This window comes from Actinomadura sediminis (genome assembly GCF_042675525.1).
In the GTDB taxonomy this organism is placed as follows: Bacteria; Actinomycetota; Actinomycetes; order Streptosporangiales; family Streptosporangiaceae; genus Spirillospora; species Spirillospora sediminis.
This window is the reverse complement of sequence record NZ_JBHTJA010000004.1, coordinates 45,105-60,921: the sequence shown is the minus strand read 5'-3', so window position 1 is coordinate 60,921 and position 15,817 is coordinate 45,105. Positions and strand designations below refer to the sequence as shown.

The 15,817-nt window shown below is 73.8% G+C and carries 10 protein-coding genes; 8 read left to right on the top strand and 2 right to left on the bottom strand.

Annotated features, from left to right (window positions below; all coding sequences use genetic code 11):
- Positions 1 to 26: 26 nt before the first annotated feature.
- The 5 genes from ACFQ11_RS04130 (at position 27) to ACFQ11_RS04110 (ending at position 6,925) form a co-directional block, all read left to right on the top strand.
- Positions 27 to 1,073 (top strand): hypothetical protein, encoded by a 1,047-nt coding sequence (locus ACFQ11_RS04130; RefSeq protein WP_378296428.1) that lies wholly within the window; start codon positions 27 to 29, stop codon positions 1,071 to 1,073.
- 51 nt (positions 1,074 to 1,124) lie between these two features.
- Positions 1,125 to 1,901 carry a class I SAM-dependent methyltransferase gene (locus ACFQ11_RS04125; protein ID WP_378296427.1) on the top strand — a complete coding sequence of 259 codons (777 nt, stop codon included), beginning with the start codon at positions 1,125 to 1,127 and terminating at the stop codon, positions 1,899 to 1,901.
- A gap of 9 nt (positions 1,902 to 1,910) precedes the next feature.
- Entirely contained in the window at positions 1,911 to 2,498 is a 588-nt protein-coding gene (locus ACFQ11_RS04120) for a methyltransferase domain-containing protein (protein ID WP_378296426.1), read from the top strand.
- 163 nt (positions 2,499 to 2,661) lie between these two features.
- Positions 2,662 to 3,789, top strand: coding sequence for an FKBP-type peptidyl-prolyl cis-trans isomerase (locus ACFQ11_RS04115; RefSeq protein ID WP_378296425.1), 1,128 nt, complete (start codon positions 2,662 to 2,664; stop codon positions 3,787 to 3,789).
- Between the two features lie 166 nt (positions 3,790 to 3,955).
- Entirely contained in the window at positions 3,956 to 6,925 is a 2,970-nt protein-coding gene (locus ACFQ11_RS04110; protein ID WP_378296423.1) for a transglycosylase domain-containing protein, read from the top strand.
- Between the two features lie 10 nt (positions 6,926 to 6,935).
- On the opposite strand, the gene ACFQ11_RS04105 is transcribed toward ACFQ11_RS04110, so the two are convergent.
- Positions 6,936 to 7,310, bottom strand: a complete 375-nt coding sequence (locus ACFQ11_RS04105) for a hypothetical protein (protein WP_378296422.1) — start codon at positions 7,308 to 7,310, stop codon at positions 6,936 to 6,938.
- Between the two features lie 262 nt (positions 7,311 to 7,572).
- On the opposite strand from ACFQ11_RS04105, the gene ACFQ11_RS04100 reads away from it, so the two are divergent.
- From ACFQ11_RS04100 to ACFQ11_RS04090, 3 genes are all read left to right on the top strand, one after another.
- On the top strand, positions 7,573 to 13,251 hold the full coding sequence (locus ACFQ11_RS04100; RefSeq protein WP_378296421.1) for an SseB family protein: 5,679 nt from the start codon (positions 7,573 to 7,575) through the stop codon (positions 13,249 to 13,251).
- On the top strand, positions 13,248 to 13,616 hold the full coding sequence (locus tag ACFQ11_RS04095; protein WP_378296420.1) for a hypothetical protein: 369 nt from the start codon (positions 13,248 to 13,250) through the stop codon (positions 13,614 to 13,616). The genes ACFQ11_RS04100 and ACFQ11_RS04095 overlap by 4 nt, the downstream gene beginning before the upstream one ends.
- A gap of 115 nt (positions 13,617 to 13,731) precedes the next feature.
- On the top strand, positions 13,732 to 14,811 hold the full coding sequence (locus ACFQ11_RS04090) for a hypothetical protein (protein WP_378296419.1): 1,080 nt from the start codon (positions 13,732 to 13,734) through the stop codon (positions 14,809 to 14,811).
- A 16-nt stretch (positions 14,812 to 14,827) separates the two neighbouring features.
- Here the strand turns inward: ACFQ11_RS04090 and ACFQ11_RS04085 are convergent, their stop codons facing one another.
- Positions 14,828 to 15,643 carry a TrmH family RNA methyltransferase gene (locus ACFQ11_RS04085; RefSeq protein WP_378296418.1) on the bottom strand — a complete coding sequence of 272 codons (816 nt, stop codon included), beginning with the start codon at positions 15,641 to 15,643 and terminating at the stop codon, positions 14,828 to 14,830.
- Between the last annotated feature and the right edge of the window lie 174 nt (positions 15,644 to 15,817).

Below are 15,817 nucleotides of genomic sequence, written 5' to 3'. Positions count from 1 at the left end.
CATACCTGCCACTCCCGGGACGGGCGATGACCGCGGACGGCGAGCCGAAGTCACTCTCCGAGATCACCAAGGACATGGGCCTGAACATGTCCGACGTGGCGGCCTTCTCGGGGCTGGACGAGAGCACCGTGTTCCGGTTGTGGGACAACACCGAGTGGCTCGACCGGGTGACCGGGCGGTCGTTGCAGGCGCTCATGTCGTCGATCCCGGGGATCGCCGAGTACTCGATGGCGCACGCCGTCCGCAAGCGCCGCAACGCGCTCGTCGCCGACCTGCACGACGCGGGCCTCGAGGTGAACGTGGACGCCCTGGAGCGGTCGGCGCTCCCGCAGCAGCACCTGCTGAACGCGCTCGAGGCCGGGCTGCACATCGTGCGCGGGCAGGCGACGCAGAAGACGTCGTCGTTCATCGCGCGGTTCTGGGGCCGCGAGCAGGACAGCGCGCTGGAGTCGCTGTACTCGGCCGAACCCGGCCAGGGCCTGCTGCGCAACCCGCAGCGGCTCTTCGAGTCGTCGGTCGATCTGGCGCCGCGGCTGAACCGCAAGTCGTACTCGTTCCATTCGATCCTGGCGCTGAACATCCTGACGCACCAGGTCAGCAAGGTCGGCGCCGAGCTGGAGACCGACCTCGGCTTCGAGGTGCCCGGGCGGCAGGACGCGTTCATGATGCGCGGCGTCGTCATGGGCCTGCTCATCAAGACGGGTGACATCGACCTCGCCGAGCGCTACCGCAGGGAGCTGAACGCCACGCCCGTCTACGCGGCGCTGGAGGAATGGTCGTTCCCCACGTACATGCGGGACGGGCGGATCAGCTCCGACTTCACGCTCCCGAGCTCGCTGTCGCTGCGCAACACCGCGAACGAGGTCCTGCGGGAGATCACCGCGTACAACGACGCCTGCGTGTACTACCTGGCGTCCACGTACATTCCGCTCGCGCTGAGGCGCGACCCCGCGTTCGGCGGGAAGCTCCCGGAGCTGGTCCGGGCGCTGCAGCTGCGGATGGCCGACTGCGCGGACCGCAGGGTCCGCGAGTCCTGCAACACGTTGGTGCGCCGGTTGAAGGGCCGCATCTGAATCGACCGCCCGAACGTGCGGGCGCGTCGCGACGGGAAGAATGGGGAGCCGGTGGAGCACACGGCGGAAGCGATCGCGAAGCTGACGAGGCAGCGATGGGAGGACAACGCCGAGTACTGGGTCAGGGTGATCCGGGAGCGCCGCGACCGGTACCGGACCGAGCTGACCGACGCGGCCGTCCTCGACGCGATCGGCGACACCGCGGGCCTGCGCGTCCTGGACGCCGGCTGCGGCGAGGGGTACGTCGCCCGGACGCTCGCCGCGCAGGGCGCGGACGTCCTCGGGGTGGACGTGTCGCAGGGGCTGATCGACGCGGCCCGGGCGGCCGCGGCGGGCGCCCCGGCGGGCGGCGGGGGCTCGCTGTCGTTCGTCCGCGCGGGCGTCGACGACGTGCCCGCCGCGGACGGCGAGTTCGACCTCGTCGTCTGCAACCACCTGTTCAGCCACCTGCAGGACCCGACGTCCGCGATCGGCGAGTTCGCGCGGGTGCTGCGCAGCGGCGGGCGGCTCGTGGTGCTGACCCTGCACCCCTGCTTCTACGTGGAGAACTCCGAGCAGGGCGCGATGAACAGCGTCCCGGCGTCCCGCTACTTCCGCCCGCGCGGCGTCGACCAGTACTTCAACGTGGACGGCCTGGAGTCCCCCGCGATGATCACGTCGTGGCTGCGGCCCCTCGAGTACTACTCTGGAACGCTCCGAGACGCCGGTTTCGTGATCGCCGACCTGCGCGAGCCGCACCCGACGCCGGAGCAGTTGCGGGACGACCCGTGGTGGCGGAAGGGCTTCCCGACGGCGCTGTTCATGCTGCTGATCGCGGAACGCCGCTAACCTCGGGGCATGGACGACAGCGTGCCGCCGGACCTGGCCGGGCACCCCGACCGTCTGCGGTGGAACGCCAAATACGGGCCGGACGGGCCGGACGGGCCGGTGCCCGCGGCGCACCCGCTGGCCGTCGCGGCACTGGACGCGGCCCCGGACGGGCCCGTCCTCGACCTCGCGTGCGGGCCGTCCGGCGCCGCGCTGCTGGCCGCCGAGGCCGGACGTCCCGTGACCGCGGTGGACATCTCGGACATCGCCCTCGCCCGGCTGGGCGCCGCGGCCCGCCGCCGCGGGCTCACCGGACGGATCACGCTCGTCCAGGCCGACCTCGGGACGTGGCGCCCGCCCGCCGCCGCGTTCGCGGCCGTCCTGTGCACGGGGTTCTGGGACCGCGCCGCCTTCACCGCCGCCGTGGCCGCCGTCGCGCCCGGCGGCGTGCTGGCGTGGGAGGCGTTCACGGCGGAGGCGCGCCGGGACCGCCCGCACCTGCCCGCGGAGTGGTGCCTGGCCGCCGGGGAGCCCGCGTCCCTGCTCCCGGACGGCTTCCGCGTCCTCGACCAGCGGGACGTGCGGGGCGGGAAACGTCGCGTCCTGGCCCGGAGTTAGTACGCTGGGTGCCGCTGCCAAGCCGCCGAGCGGCCCCTTCATGGAGGTTTGACCGGTAGATTGCGGGTCGGCCTCCTTCACGCGGTTTTCACACTGCGCTTAGCCCGGGCCTGGAAGGGTGGTCAATCCGTGTTGTCGTCGAACCCGGAGCGAGTGAGGAAACATGTCCGAGGATGACAAGCCCCGGGGCGAACCGGCGGTCAAGGCGAAGATCCCCAGCGCCAAGAGCATCCGGAGCCCGGAGTTCACCCCGCACGGCATCAGCGCCGGACGCGGCAGCGGCCTGAACCGGCCGTCCGCGCTCACCGCCAAGCAGGCGAAGCGCCGCCGCATCGCGGCGATCGCGGGCGCCGTCGTCGCCGTCGTCGCCATCGCCGGCGGGACGACGTACTACCTGACCCGCCCGGACCCGGCCGTCTCCGTCACCGGCGCCTTCGGCAAGGCGCCCAAGGTCGAGATCCCGACCGAGGTCGCGCCGCCCGAGACCCTGAAGGCGTCCACCCCGATCGTCGGGGAGGGGAACGAGGTCGCCAAGGGCGACACCGCGTTCCTCCAGTTCGCCTACTACAAGTGGTCTCCGAAGGACGACCCGGAGGACTCGAAGGTCAAGAGCTCCAGCGAGAAGGCCGAGAGCACCTACGAGCAGGGCGACGGCGTCACGACGATCAAGGTCGGCGAGAGCCCGGTGAAGGGCCTCGACGAGAGCCTCGTCGGCAAGACCGTCGGCAGCCGCGTCGTCGTGGAGATCCCCCCGGAGAAGGGGTTCGGCGAGCAGGGCGCCCAGGTCGGCGTCTCGAAGAACGACTCGCTGCTGTTCGTCGCCGACATCCGCGCGTCCGTCCCGCAGAACGCCGTCCCGAAGGGCACCGAGAAGAAGGTCGACGACGACTCGCTGCCCACCGTCGAGGACAAGGGCGCAGGCAAGGCCCCCGAGGTGAAGATCCCCGACGGCGACCCGCCCAAGGGGCTGAAGGCCGTTACCCTCATCGAGGGCACCGGGCCCGCCCTGGCCAAGGGCGACAAGGCCATCATGAACTACCAGGGGCAGCTCTGGCGGAACGGCGAGGTCTTCGACTCGAGCTGGAAGAGCGGCCAGATGCAGGCCTTCCCGATCGGTGAGGGCGCCACCATCCCCGGCTTCGACAAGGGGCTGACCGGCGTCAAGGTCGGCAGCCGCGTCATGCTCGTCCTTCCGCCGAAGGAGGGCTACGGCGAGGAGGGCAACCCGCAGGCCGGGATCAAGGGGGACGACACCCTCGTGTTCGTCGTGGACGTCCTCGCCAAATTCTGAGACCGAGCCCACTTCCGCGAGCGGCGGGACCCGGAACCGGGTCCCGCCGCTCGCGCGTTCTCCGATGACGACAACCGGGCGAGGAGGCCGGCCGTCCTTCTCATCGACGGCTCGCCGCACCGACCCCCTCGGGTATCGTCGGTAACGCATTGATCACGGGGGGCTTGTGAGCAACAGGAGAAAGGGCGCCGGACGCGCCCGGGACGGCGACGGCACCGCGCCCGACCAGGTGCCCGACCAGGCGCCCGACCAGGTGCCCGGACGGACGTCCGAGCAGGCCGACGCCCCGACTCCTCCCCCACCCGAATCCGAAAAAAGCCGCGAGAACGACATATCTCAGAACGGCGACATGGCGCCAGGAGCCCCCATCCCTCACGACGACGAAGCCCCGCAGAATCCCTCCGAATCGGAACTTTCCGCCCCCGATTCTTCGCCCTCCGCGACTCCCCCGCCATCCCCCGCCCCGACCACTTCCGAGGCGGAAACCGACGCGGACGCGGACGCCGCGGGCGCGGACGAGCCGGACGACGCGACGGCCGAGACGGGCGCGGGCGACGCGGACCGGGCGGGCGGCGAGCCGGAGGCGAGCGACGAGGGCGCGGACGTCCGTCCGGCGAACGCGGACGACGCAGGCAAGACCGGCACCGCCGCCGGCACCGCCGCCGAGGCGGACGAGGCCGTTGCCGACGACGGGGCCGACGCGGACGCCGGGGATCACGGAGACGGCGGGGGCAAGGGAGACGACGGGGACGAGAGCGACGGGGGCGGCCCGGGAGGCTTCAGCGGGCGGTCCTCGGGAACGGGTGCCGGGAAGATGAGCGCCGGTCCGGGCGGGACGCCCGCGGACGGCGCGGGTCCGGGACGCGCGGCCAGCGCGTCCGAGGCGAGAACTGCGTCGGGGGGCGTGGTGTCCGAGGAAGGGTCGGACGGGTCCGGGAAGAAGGGGCCCGGGAAGAAGACGCGCAGCCGCAAGCGGCGGATCATGCGGCGGGTCGTGTTCGGCGTGCTGGGGTTCATCGGGTTCTGCGTGGTGGCGTTCGCCGTCGCGTACCTGTTCACGCCGGTGCCGTCGCCGCAGGGGAAGGCCGTCGCGCAGGGCCCGATCTTCTACTACGCCGACGGCGAGACGCAGATCGCGAAGACGGGCGTGAACCGGACGGCGGTGGAGCTCGAGCGGATCCCCGAACCCGTGCGGGACGCGGTGATCGCGGCGGAGAACCAGACGTTCTACGAGGACCCCGGGGTGTCGATCCAGGGGACGACGCGCGCCGTGTGGTCGACCGTGACGGGCAAGCAGCTCCAGGGCGGGTCGACGATCACCCAGCAGATGGTGCGGAACTACTACGGCGGCATCGGCCGGGAGCAGACGATCACCCGGAAGCTCAAGGAGGTCATGGTCGCCCTGAAGGTCGACCAGTCCAAGTCGAAGGACTGGATCCTCGAGCAGTACCTCAACACCATCTACTTCGGGCGCAACGCGTACGGGGTGCAGGCCGCGGCGAAGGCGTACTACGGCAAGGACGTCAGTGAGCTGACGGCGGCGGAGGGCGCGTACCTCGCGGCGGCCATCCAGCAGCCGAGCAACTTCTCCGACCCGAGCGGGGACAACCGGGCGCGCGCCGAGACGCGGTGGCGGTCGGTGCTCGGCAACATGGTCGACAACGACATGCTGTCGTCGGCGGACGCGGCCGCGATGAAGTTCCCCGAACCCGTCGAGCAGCACGTCACCGACATCCTCAAGGGCCAGAAGGGCTACATGGTCAACGTGGCCCGCAAGGAGCTCATCGAGCGGCGCGGGTACACCGAGGACGAGATCAACCGCAGCGGCCTGAAGATCACCACGACGTTCGACAAGCGGCTGATGGACGCCGCGAAGAAGGCCGTCGAGTCGAGCACCCCGAAGGGGATGAGCAAGAAGATCCGGACCGGCGTCGTGTCGGTGGATCCGGCCACCGGGCAGGTCGTCGGCTTCTACGGCGGGCGCGGCTACCTGGAGGAGGCGCTGACCAGCACGTTCGGTGACTGGGCGCAGGCCGGCTCGGGGTTCAAGCCGATCGCGCTGATCGCCGCGCTCGACTCGGGCAAGTCGCTGTCCACGTCGTACAACGGCAGTTCGCCGATCTACATCAACGGCACCCCGATCAAGAACGACGGGGGCCGGAGCTTCGGGACGGTCAACCTCGCGCAGGCCACCCAGAACTCGATCAACACCGCGTACGTGAACCTCGGCCGGGACATCGGCAACGACGCCATCCTCGAGATGGCGGAGAAGCTCGGCATCCCGTCCTCGCAGATCACCGAGGGCCAGCGGAGCGCGGCGACGCTGCCGCTCGGCATCGTGTCGCTGCACCCGGTGCAGCAGGCGGGCGTGTACTCGGCGTTCGCCTCCGAGGGCGTGTACCGGCAGCCGTACACGGTGAAGGCGGTCACCGACAACGAGGGCCACAAGCGCACGTTCACCGAGAAGGGCGAGCGGGCGTTCAGCGCCCAGAACGCCCGGGACGCCACGTACGCGATGCAGCGGGTCGTCCAGTACGGCACCGGGACGGGCGCCCAACTCCCGGACGGACGGGACGTCGCGGGCAAGACGGGCACCACCGACGAGGGCAAGGCGATCTGGTTCAACGGGTTCATCCCGCAGATGGCGACGAGCGTGGCGATGTTCCACAGCGAGCGCAAACCGCTCGACATCCCGGGTTACGGGGCGTACGGCGGGGCGCTCCCGGCGCAGATCTGGCGCTCGTACATGTCCGAGGCCGTCCAGATCCGCGACCTCGAACCGAAGTCGTTCGGCGAGCCGTCGACGCGTCCGGGCGGCGGCTACGGCGGCGCCCCGCAGACCGGCGGGCCCGACGACCGCGGGGACCCCGAGCCGTCCGGCCCGTCCGACGCCCCGCCGTCCACGGGACCGGAGGAACCGGACGGTCCGCCCCCGCCGTCCGGCGGCGACTCCGGCACGGGCCCGCCCGACCCGGGCGACGGCGGCGGCGGAAACGACGGCGGCGGCGGGAACAACGGCGGCGGCGGTGACGGCGGCGGCGGGAACGACGGCGGCGGCGGTGGAGGCGACACCGGCGGCGGAGGTGGCGGCGGAGACACCGGCGGCGGGGGCGACCCGCCCGCCGGGTCGGGCTGACCGCGCCCGGTCAGCCGTCGCAGGCGGCGCCGATCTTCGCGGGGGCGTCCCGCAGGACGGCGTTCAGTTCGGCGACGTCGCCCTCACCGAGCCCGCCGGCGGCCGCCTTGAGGCGGGCGGTCTGCTGCTGGAGGACCTCCTTCAGCTCCGGATCGTCCGCCTTCTTCGCCAGCGCGTCGACGCGGCCCGCGAACCGCTGCGTCGCCTGCACCCACGTCCCCTCGTCGGCCGCGGACGCCCGCTCGAGCTCGTCCGTGTACCGCCGGTACTCCGCGGTGACGGACGCGCACACCTCGTCGGAGTCGCCGCTGAGCACGCCGCACCCGCCCAGCAGTCCCGCGACGCCCGCCAGCAGCACGGCCCCGGCAAGTGTCCGAATCGGCATTGATTCCTCCCGCTCGATGCACGTTCGCCCCGCACATACTTCCGTATCGCGCCGGGTTCGCCGGACCGGTGGAAGGCGCGCGGGACGGCGCTTACGCTGTCGGTGGACCGGGCCGAGCAACCTGATCCACATCACCCTCGCGGACCGGGCCGACCCGCTGACCTGCGGGGACTTCCGCAGAGCCGGACGTATAGGCTCTTTGGTCCTGTTCGCCCATGTAGCGTAGGCAGTCGCGTGGGGACGAGCACGGAAGAAACAGGGGGTGGCGACCGTGGCCGACGCGTGGCGACCCACGTCGGAACTCGAGCGCCGACTGCACGAGAGCGTCCGGGCCGGCGACCAGGAAGGCTACTTCCGCGTCCTCGCGGACAGCGAGCTGGTGCTGCCCGTCCCGCCCGACGTCGTCGACGACGTCCTCGCCAACACGGCGCAGCCGACGTGGCCCACCCAGGAGGAGGACGGCCGCGTCCACGTCCTGACCTACACGTCCGCCGCGGCGATGCGCGCCTGCCTCGGCCCCGCCTACAAGCACTTCATGACGCTGCGGTTCGGCGACATCGCGCAGAGCTGGCCGGACGCCGCCTGGTGGCTCGCCGTGGACGTCCCCGGGCACGGCGTCGACGCGGCGCTGCCGATCGAGGCGCGGCTCCCGTCCTGGTTCGTCCGGCAGGTCGCCGAGGGGGACGGGCGGCCGCCCCGCGTCGGCCGTCCCGGCGCGCCCGCCGACGGGCCGTGGGAGGAACTCCGCGGGCAGCACCGCGACCTGCCCCGCGAGTCCCGCCGGCCCGAGTTCCAGCCCGCCAACGACGTCGAACGCGAACTGCTGCGGGCCGCCGCGAACAACGACCACGACCTGTTCCTGCAGACGCTCGCCGGGACCGAGGTCCTGCTGCCCGTCCCCGAGGACACCGACTACTCGCTGCGTCCCGGCCGCCCCGGCTTCCCGTGGCAGACCCGCGACGTCGACGGTGCCACGGTCGTCCCCGTCTTCACGTCCCCGGAACGGCTCATCGAGGCCGCCCGCGCCGCCGGGACCGGCACCGAGTACATCCGGCTGCCGTTCACCGTCGCGCTCCGCTACTGGCCGCACCCCGACTGGCAGCTCGCGATCAACTCCGGTTCCCCCGCCGGCGGCACCGTCCAGGCGCAGCAGCTTCCCGGCCTCGCGACCTGGGCCGACCAGCGCGCCGCGCAGCGGATGACCGACGGGTTCGAGCCGCAGAACGAGGTCGAGCAGCGGCTCTTCGACGCCGCCCGGCGCCGCGACACCGACGCCTTCTACAAGATCCTGCTCGGCGCGCAGGTCCTCGTCCCCGCCGACCCCGACACCCCCTGGGGCGTCACCCCGGACGACCCCGCGTTCCCGTGGCAGCCCGTCAACGTCCACGGCCGCACGTCCATCCAGGTGTTCACGTCGCCGAAGTGGATGAACGACGCCCTCAGCTCGTCGCGTTTCGTGATGCCGACCCTGCTCGACATGCTCGCCGCGTGGCCGGACACCGCGTGGACGTTCGTCCTCAACCCCGGCACCCCCATCGACGCGAGCCTGCCCGGCGACCAGGTCCGCGCCCTCGCGGGCCGCGCCGTCCCCGAGGAGCCCGCGACTCCCCCGTCCGCCGCGACGCCCCCGCCGCCGGACGCCCCCGCCGTCCCCGTCGCCCCGCCGGTCCCCGCCGCGCCCGAACCGTCCGACGCCGACCCCGCGCGGACGGCGTCGGACGCACTCGACGCCCTGGGCACCCGCGTCGCCCCCGAAGGCCCCGGCACCGCCTGGCCCCAGCACGACCCGTCCGACGAGCGCCTGCCCGACCCCGCGCGCGCCGCGACGCCCGAGCACGAACCCGCCCCGGGCGCCCCCGGCGACACGATCGGCTGGCCGCGGCACGACGCGCCCGGTGGAACCGGCCGTCCGGGCGAGGGACCCGAGCATGGGCAGGCCCCGGCGGGCGAACCGCCACAGGGCGGCGACATGCCCCAGCCCGTCCCGTCCGCGCAGGGCCCGGTCGGCACCGGCCACGGGCCCGCACGCCCGGACGGCACGGCTCCCCCGGCCGACCGTCCCGGCGTCCCCGAGACCGGCGCCCCCGAAGCACCGACACCCGCGCACACGGCCGCAGTGGCCGCCACGCCCGGCGACCTCGGGGACGGACGGCCGCACGAGCTGCCCGGCCGTCCCGCCCAGCCGACCAGCGCTGCCGAGCCCGGGCCGGACAGGGCGGGCGAGCCCGCACACGGCCTCCCCCCGGCCACCACGACGGGCGCCCCCCAGAACGCCGCACCCCCTGGACTCCCCGAACACACCACAGGCAACGACGACCCGACCGGAACGGCCACCGCACACCACCACGGGCCCGCGAACCCGCAGGACACAGCCGCCCCGCCGACCGGCGGCCTCGACGGGCTCCCCGGCCAGCCCGTAGGCACCGGCCAGCCTCCGTTCCCCGAGGCGTCCGGCCGTCCCGCCGAGACGGGCGGCGGGCACAACCTCAACCCGGCCACCCCCACCGGCCCCGGCCCGCTCCCGACGCCCGAAGCACCGGGCAACCCGCCACAGGCCGGCGGCGAGCCGGGGCACGCGCCGTCCACGCACGGCCCGGCCGCCACGACCGGCGCCCCCCAGAACGCCGCACCCCGCAGACTCCCCGGACACACCACAGGCAACGACGACCCGACCGGAACGACCGCCGCACACCACCACGGGCCCGCGAACCCACAGAACACAACGCCCCCGGCGGCCACCACCGGCGACCTCGGGGACGGACGGCCGTCCGAACTGCCCGGCCAGCCCGCAGGCAACGACCAGCCTGCGATGCCCGGAGCATCCAGCCCCACGCACGACCGCATTGGGGCGGCCGCCGCACACGACGACGGGCCCGCGAACCCGCAGAACACGACGCCCCCGGCGGCCACCACCGGCGACCTTGAGGACGGACGACCGCACGAGCTGCCCGGTCGGCCCGCCCAGTTCGGCGGCGCCGCCGAACCCGGACACGGCGTCACCCCGCCCGTCCTCACCAGCACCGGGCCGCTCCCGCCCTCCGAAGCGCCGGGCAACCCGCCCGCGCACGGCCCGACCGACGCGCCCGAGAATGCCGCGCCGCTTGGGCTCCCCGGCCACGAGCACGGCGAGATCAGGACGGGAGGGAGCGCCGACTACGGGTCCGCGCGCCCAGAGGAGACGGCAACCCCGGCCGCGACCACCAAGGCGACCGAGGACGAAAAGACGCACGGGCTGCCCGCCCGCCCCGCTCCGACGAGCGGTGATGCCGGTTACGGACCAGAAAGGGTCGACGCACCCGAGCACGGCGTCAACCCGCTCGGCCCCATCGGCACCGGAGCTGTGGACAACCCGCCGCAGGGCAGCGGCGAGCCCCAGCACGCCCCGCTCGCACACGGCCCGGCCACGGTCGACCACCCCGAATACGCCGCGCGGCACGAGTCCCCCGGGCAGACCCCGGGCAACGGCGGCGCGGAACAAGCCGGAGCCGTCGCCGAACACGACCGCGAGTCCGCGAATCCGCAGGACACAACACCCCCGGCGCCCACGACCGGCGCCCCCGGCGACGGACGGCCGTCCGAGCTGCCCGGCCGGCCTGCGATGCCCGAGGCGTCCGGCCGTCCTGCTGGGGCGCCGGACGGTGCCGAGTACGGGCCGGTCAGGGCGGCCGAGCCGGACCACGGCCCCACCTCGGCCACTCCCACCGGGCCGCTTCCAACCCCCGAAGCTCCGAGCAACCCGCCGCAGGGCGGCGACGAGCTCCCGGACGCCCCGGCCGCACACGACCCGGCCACCCCGACCAGCGCCCCCGAGTACGCCGCGCGGCACGAGTCCCCCCGGCAGACCACGGGCAACGGCGGCGCGGAACAGGCCGGAGCCGTCGCCGAACACGACCACGAGCCCGCGAACCCACAGAGCACAACTCCCCCGGCGCCCACGACCGGCGACCCCGGCGACGGACGACCACACGAACTGCCCGGGCACCCTGCGATGCCCGAAGCGTACGACCGTCCCGCACAGGCCCCCGATGGTGCCAAATACGGACCCGACAGGGCCGACGCACCCCAACATGGCGTCAACCCGCCCGCCCCGATCGGCACCGGGCCGCTTCCAACCCCCGAAGCTCCGGACACCCCGGCCGCACACGACCCGGCCACCCCGACCAGCGCCCCCGAGTACGCCGCGCGGCACGAGTCCCCCCGGCAGACCACGGGCAACGGCGGCGCGGAACAAGCCGGAGCCGTCGCCGAACACGACCACGAGTCCGCGAACCCGCAGGACACAACACCCCCGGCGGTCACCACCGGCGACCCCGGGGACGGACGGCCGTCCGAGCTGCCCGGCCGGCCTGCGATGCCCGAAGCGTACGACCGTCCCGCACAGGCCCCCGATGGTGCCGAATACGGACCCGACAGGGCCGACGCACCCCAACATGGCGTCAACCCGCCCGCCCCGATCGGCACCGGGCCGCTTCCAACCCCCGAAGCTCCGGACAACCCGCCGCAGGGCGGTGACGAACCCCGGCACGGCCCGGCCACGACGGCCGACGCCCCCGACAGCGCGGCGCACCACGAGTTCCCCGGGCAGGCCGGGACGGTCGCCGAGCGCGACTACGAGCCCGCGAGCCCACGGGAGGCGACCGCACCGGGCAGCACGGCCGACAGGCCCGACGAGGAGCCCGGCGGCCCCATGGGGGACGACCCGCCTTCGGCGGTCGACGGGCCGGGCCGGGCGGGTGAGGGACGCGACCACGGGCGTCCCGCACAGTCCGGCGGCCCGCACGACGGGACGTCCCAAGGCGGGGCGGCCGACGACTCCGCGGACGCGCGGCCGCGCGGGCTTCCGGGGCGCACCGGCGGCGAGCAGCCGGGTGACGGCGGGCGCGGGCTGCGGGCCGTGCCGGACGCCGAGCCGGCGTTCGAGCCCGGCAACCGCCTCGACCAGGAGTTGTACGACGCGACGCTCGCCGGGGACTCGGACGCGTTCCTGCGGGTCCTCCTGAACGCGAACGTGCTCGTCCCGATCCCGGAGGACGCGCCGCTCGAAGTGACGCCGATCCAGCGGGACTTCCGGTGGGACGCCGCGTTGCGGGACGACGCGGCGGTTCGGGTGTTCACGTCGCTGGTGCGGCTGCGCGAGGTCCTGCCGGAGGAGGCCCGGTTCGTCTACGCGGACTTCCGGGAGCTGATCGGCGCGTGGCCGCGCGCGGACTGGGCGATGCTGCTCAATCCGGGGACGCGGATCGGTGCGTCGCTGCGGGGCGAGCAGGTGCGGGCGCTCAGCGAGTGGGCGATCCGCGTGGGGCTGATCCAGGCGCGGCCGGAGGCGCCGCCGCCGCGCGAGCCCGAGCCGCAGCCGCGGGCCGAGGCGCGCCCCGCGGCGCTGCCGCAGCCGGGCGCGGATCCGGACGACCGGGTGTCACAGCTCGCGATCATGCAGAAGGTCGTGCCGCACGGGCATGTCGGCTGGTACCTGGAGCAGGGGTACGACCGGGTCGGCGGGTTCGTGCACCTGACGAGCGACGTGGCCGAGTTGCAGACGCCCGCGCAGTTGTACGAGGCGCTGGGGCTGCTCTACGACGACTCCCCGTTCACGCCCGGGGACGAGGGCGTCTACGTGATCCGGTGGCCCGCGTACTGCCCGGACGTCTACCGGGTCCCGTTCGGCGGCGCCACGGAGGCGGAGATGGCCGCGTGGGGCGAGGCCGGGTGGGTCGTCGAGCGGGCGCCGTTCGTCGGGACGGGGTTCGCGCCGGGCAGCGCGGGGTCGATCCGCGAGTTCAAGGTGGACAGCATCCGGCTCCCCTACGGGTCGGAGATGTACTACATCGCCCCGGATCGTTCGGAGCGGTTCGTGGCGATGTACGACCCGGACCGGCTCGGCTGGCTGCGGCCCGAGGCGGGTACCGAGGGCTGGGACGGACGGACGGAGGCCGCGCAGTGATCCGGGACGGGTACGTCGCACGGTGGCTCGGGCGGGACTTCGAGGCGTCGCCCGGTGCGGACGGCGAGGTCCGGCTGTACACGCCGGACCCGACGGAGGGGTTCGAGGAGCTGCGGCCGGGCCGGTACCGGCGGATCGTCCCGGCGTCGGAGGTCGAGGAGCTGCGGTACGTGCGGACGGCGTGCACGTGGCGCGGCGAGCCGTTCGTCGTCGTGGGCGAGCACGAGTCGTGGGTGCGGGTGGAGTACACCGGCGGCCGGGCCCCGGTCGCCGAACGGCTCGGCCTCGACCGGATCGACCACGGGGTGTGGCAGGCGTGGGCACCGCGCGCGGAGGTGGAGGACGTCCACCAGGAGTTCGTTTGATCGGGGGTTGATCCGGGGCTGGATCCGTGTTCGCATGTGTCCGGGGCCGATCCCCCTTTCGTTACGGCGTTCACAAGACGACGGAGGTGCTGCGGCGGTGGTCTGCCGACCGGCGATGAAACCGCTCTTCGTAGGGCTCGCGGCCGCGGCCGTGGTCGCCGCGGGCGGTGCGTCGGCCGTCGCGGCGACGGATCCGACGACGCCGCCGCCCACGACGTCCCCCTCGACGTCCCCCACGACCTCCCCCACGACCTCCCCCACGACCTCCCCCTCGACGTCTCCCACCGGGACGCCGCGGCCGGGGACGCTGAAGGTCGACATCGCGCCGGCCGCGCAGAAGGTGAAGGTCGGCGCCGAGCCGGTGAAGCTGACGGCGCACTTCGCGGCCCAGGACGGGCCGGTCTCGGGCGTCAAGGTCGTGGGCGTCAAGGCGACGCCGACGGGTGCGAAGCCGATCGTCGAGGGCGACTGCACGGAGCCGTTCGAGTCGGCGGTCTGCGTCATCGGATCGCTCGAAGAGGACGACAAGGACACCCTCGCCTGGACGCTGTCTGTGCCGAAGGAGACGAAGAAGACCGTCAAGGTCGCCTTCGCGGTCACGGTGGCGGCGGCCGGGCTCGAGGAGAACGTCGTCGCCGAGGCGTCCGTGACCTTCACCGTTCCGCCGCCCCCGACCAAGGACCCCACCGAGAAGCCCACGGGCAAGCCGACCCGGACCAAGTCCCCGTCCCCGAAGCCGACCGGCGACGGCAAGGACGACGGCGGCGGCTCGTCGGGTTCGTCCGGCTCCAGCGGGTCGTCCGGCTCCAGTGGCTCCTCCGGGTCCAGTGGCTCGTCCGGGTCCGGCGGCGGGTCGACCGATCTCGACTACCCCGATCCCGCGCCGAACGCGTCGTTCGAGGCGCGGAGCCCGGCCGTGGCGCTCCCGCCGATCGCGGCGCCGAGCCCGTCCGTCGCGCCGAACCCCGTCCCGGCGACGCCGCAGAGCCGGCTGCGGGAGAACAAGGCGCCGGTCGCGCAGGAGCTCACGTTCGAGCGGGTGGCGAGCACGCAGGTGGCGTGGCTCGCGGCCCTGATGGTGGTGTTCGGGCTGCTGCTGACGCAGGTGCGGCTGGGACGGCGCGCCGCGATGGCGCGTGGACGGGTGCCGCGGGGGCAGCACCGGCGGACGCGCCGCGGCATGTTCGGCCGCTGAGCCCCCCGGGCGGACGTCAGGCGCGCAGCAGCGCGTGGCAGGCGATGGCGGTGGCGGCCGTGACGTTGAGGGAGTCGACGCCGTTCGCCATGGCGGTGGCGCTCATCGGGATGCACACCCGGTCGTCGGCCTCGTCGAGCCAGTGGGACGACAGGCCGTCGCCCTCCGAGCCGAGCATGAGCGCGACGCGGTCGCCCATCGGGGCGGCGTCCAGCGGGACGGAGGTCTGGTCGGGGGTGAGGGCGAGGAGCCGGAACCCGGACGCGCGCAGTTTCGCGAGGTCGTCCCGCCGGTTCGTCATGCGCGCGTACGGGACGGCGAAGACGGCGCCCATGGAGACCTTGACGGCGCGGCGGTAGAGGGGGTCGGCGCAGCGCGGGGACAGGACGACGGCGTCGATGCCGAGGGCGGCGGCGCACCGGTAGATGGAGCCGACGTTCGCGTGGTCGACGAGGTCTTCGAGGACGAGGATGCGGCGGGCCCCGGCGACGACGGCGTCGACGGGCGGGAGCGGCAGGCGGGCCATGGAGGCGAGCGCGCCGCGGTGCACCTGGAATCCCGCGATCTCCTCCAGGACGTCGTCGGCGGCGACGTAGACGGGGGCGCGCAGGCCGTCGAGGAGGTCGGCGAGGGGGGCCGCCCAGCGCCGCGCCATGAGCAGGGACCGGACGGGGTGCCCGGCGGCGACCGCGCGGCGGATGACCTTCTCGCCCTCGGCGACGAAGAGCCCGTGCTCGGCCTCGAGGCTCTTGCGGAGGTTGACGTCGCGGAGCCGGACGTAGTCGGCGAGGCGCGGATCGGCGGGGTCTGTGACGGGGACCAGGGTGGCCATCCCCCCATTGTGCCGGGCCCACAAGGCCGGTTACGGCCATGCGGCGCCGTTGCGTTCCCGCGGCGCTACGGTGGGGCGGGATGCCAGGTTCGTCCAAGCATACGCTCATGACCTGCGTCATTAACGGTTTTGAGTTCTTTGTAACCTCTATGCCGTACTACTACAGTGCCGGGG

What these genes read in the sequence shown, in the direction of transcription:
- ACFQ11_RS04130 (WP_378296428.1), top strand. Translation starts at nt 27, where the DNA reads ATGACCGCGGACGGCGAGCCGAAGTCACTCTCCGAGATCACCAAGGAC.
- ACFQ11_RS04120 (WP_378296426.1), top strand. Translation starts at nt 1,911, where the DNA reads ATGGACGACAGCGTGCCGCCGGACCTGGCCGGGCACCCCGACCGTCTG.
- ACFQ11_RS04115 (WP_378296425.1), top strand. Translation starts at nt 2,662, where the DNA reads ATGTCCGAGGATGACAAGCCCCGGGGCGAACCGGCGGTCAAGGCGAAG.
- ACFQ11_RS04105 (WP_378296422.1), bottom strand. Translation starts at nt 7,310, where the DNA reads ATGCCGATTCGGACACTTGCCGGGGCCGTGCTGCTGGCGGGCGTCGCG.
- ACFQ11_RS04090 (WP_378296419.1), top strand. Translation starts at nt 13,732, where the DNA reads ATGAAACCGCTCTTCGTAGGGCTCGCGGCCGCGGCCGTGGTCGCCGCG.
- ACFQ11_RS04085 (WP_378296418.1), bottom strand. Translation starts at nt 15,643, where the DNA reads ATGGCCACCCTGGTCCCCGTCACAGACCCCGCCGATCCGCGCCTCGCC.